This window comes from Roseateles sp. P5_B10 (assembly GCF_056400485.1).
In genome coordinates, this window is the sequence record NZ_JBFULE010001035.1 from 1 (window position 1) to 1,590 (window position 1,590).

Annotated in this window: 2 protein-coding genes and 2 pseudogenes; 1 reads left to right on the forward strand and 3 read right to left on the reverse strand. The window is 69.0% G+C overall.

Going from position 1 to position 1,590, the window contains the following annotated elements; genetic code table 11:
• The 3 genes and pseudogenes from lpxK to AC1DU6_RS30525 form a co-directional block, all read right to left on the reverse strand.
• Nucleotides 1–621, reverse strand: a 621-nt coding sequence (gene lpxK, locus AC1DU6_RS30515; protein ID WP_477861828.1) for a tetraacyldisaccharide 4'-kinase, incomplete at its 3' end; no start/stop codon positions are given.
• On the reverse strand, nt 587–1,003 hold the full coding sequence (locus AC1DU6_RS30520; RefSeq protein ID WP_056197797.1) for an ExbD/TolR family protein: 417 nt from the start codon (nt 1,001–1,003) through the stop codon (nt 587–589). The genes AC1DU6_RS30520 and lpxK, both read right to left, overlap by 35 nt.
• A gap of 179 nt (nt 1,004–1,182) precedes the next feature.
• A pseudogene (locus AC1DU6_RS30525) lies at nt 1,183–1,512 on the reverse strand (MotA/TolQ/ExbB proton channel family protein); the annotation flags it as partial.
• 18 nt (nt 1,513–1,530) lie between these two features.
• On the opposite strand from AC1DU6_RS30525, the pseudogene AC1DU6_RS30530 reads away from it, so the two are divergent.
• Nucleotides 1,531–1,590, forward strand: a pseudogene (locus tag AC1DU6_RS30530) (MotA/TolQ/ExbB proton channel family protein); the annotation flags it as partial.

Below are 1,590 nucleotides of genomic sequence, written 5' to 3' on the forward strand. Positions count from 1 at the left end.
GTTGTAGACGACGAGCTCGTCAGCCGCCAGCGCCGCAGGCGGCTGGCGCAAGGGGCCCGCGGGCAGCAGGCGGCCATTGCCCAGGCCGCGCTCATCGAACACCAGCAGGCTCAAGGCACGCGGCAGCCGCCAATGCTGCAGGCCGTCGTCGCTGACCAGCAGCTGCAGCCCGGGCTCGGCAGCCAACAAGGCGCGCGCCGCGGCGACGCGGTCGCGGCCGACCGCCACCGGCACGCCGCTGCGCAGATGGATGAGCAGGGGCTCGTCCCCGACTTCACGGGCCGTCGATACACCAGTGACGAGACGCACGCCGTCACTCTCGCGCCCGTAGCCACGCGAGACGACGCCAGCGCGCAGGCCGCGCGTGCGCAACATCGCCAGCAGGGCCAGCGTCGTCGGYGTCTTGCCGGCACCGCCGACGATCCAGTTGCCGACGACGATGACGGGCACAGGCAGCGTTTCGACGCGCTTGAAACCGATGGCATAGGCCAACCGGCGCAGCGCCAGCAGCGTGCGGTAGAGCCAGCTCAGCGGCAGCAGGGCGACCGACAGCGGCCCGCCGATCAGCCACTCTTGCTGGAGGCGGTCAGCGAGCGTCGGTTTGGGCAGCGAAGGTGACACGCGTCAGGCCGACGCGGCGCGCGGCGTCCATCACGTTGATGACGGCCTGGTGAGGCGTGGCGGCGTCGGCCGAGATGATCAGCGACGCGTCGGCGTTGCCGCCGGAGGCCTGGCGCAGCGCGGCGATCAGGATGTCCACGGAGCGGCCTTCCACCGGCTGGCGGTTGATGACGAAGCGGCCATCGGCGGCGATGCCGACGATGACCTCCTGCGGCCTGTCCTTCAACTTCTCCGCATCGGCCGAGGGCAGGGTGATCTGCAGCTCGGTGAACTTGGAGTAGGTCGTTGACAGCATCAGGAAGATCAGGATCACCAACAGCACGTCGATGAACGGGATGAGGTTGATCTCCGGCGGCTCGCGGTGTGGGGAGCGGAATCTCATGATGTCAGTTCATCCGTTGTGTGCAGCGCCTCACGCCGCGGACCGGCGCCGGGCCGCCCCTAGCCGGCCCGCAGGCGATGTGCTTGCGGCTCAATGCCGCAAGCATCGCCGTCCCCTCGGGGGACCGGTTGGGCGCGCCCGCGTTCAGCGGGGCGAGACCAGAGGAGGGGCAGTCCATTTCAGGCCGTGTAGCGGCGCAGCTGGCCCAGCAAGCGGTCTGCCGCCGCTTCGAGCTCGAGCACGTACTCCTCGATGCGGCCGCGGAAGTAGCGGTAGAACATCAGCGAGGGGATGGCGATCATCAGGCCGAAGGCCGTGTTGTAGAGGGCGATGGAGATGCCGTGCGCCAGCTGCGCGGGGTTGCCGCCGCCGGGTGTCTGGCTGCCAAAGATCTCGATCATGCCGACCACGGTGCCCATCAGCCCCAGCAGCGGCGCGGCCGTGGCGATGGTGCCCAGGGTGTTCATGTAGCGCTCGAGCTGGYGCACGGCATCTCCATCGCCCTCTACAACACGGCCTTCGGCCTGATGATCGCCATCCCCTCGCTGATGTTCTACCGCTACTTCCGCGGCCGCATCGAGGAGTAC

Bases quoted from the DNA above. Each gene is read 5' to 3' on its own strand.
- AC1DU6_RS30520 (WP_056197797.1), bottom strand. From the start codon at position 1,003: ATGAGATTCCGCTCCCCACACCGCGAGCCGCCGGAGATCAACCTCATC.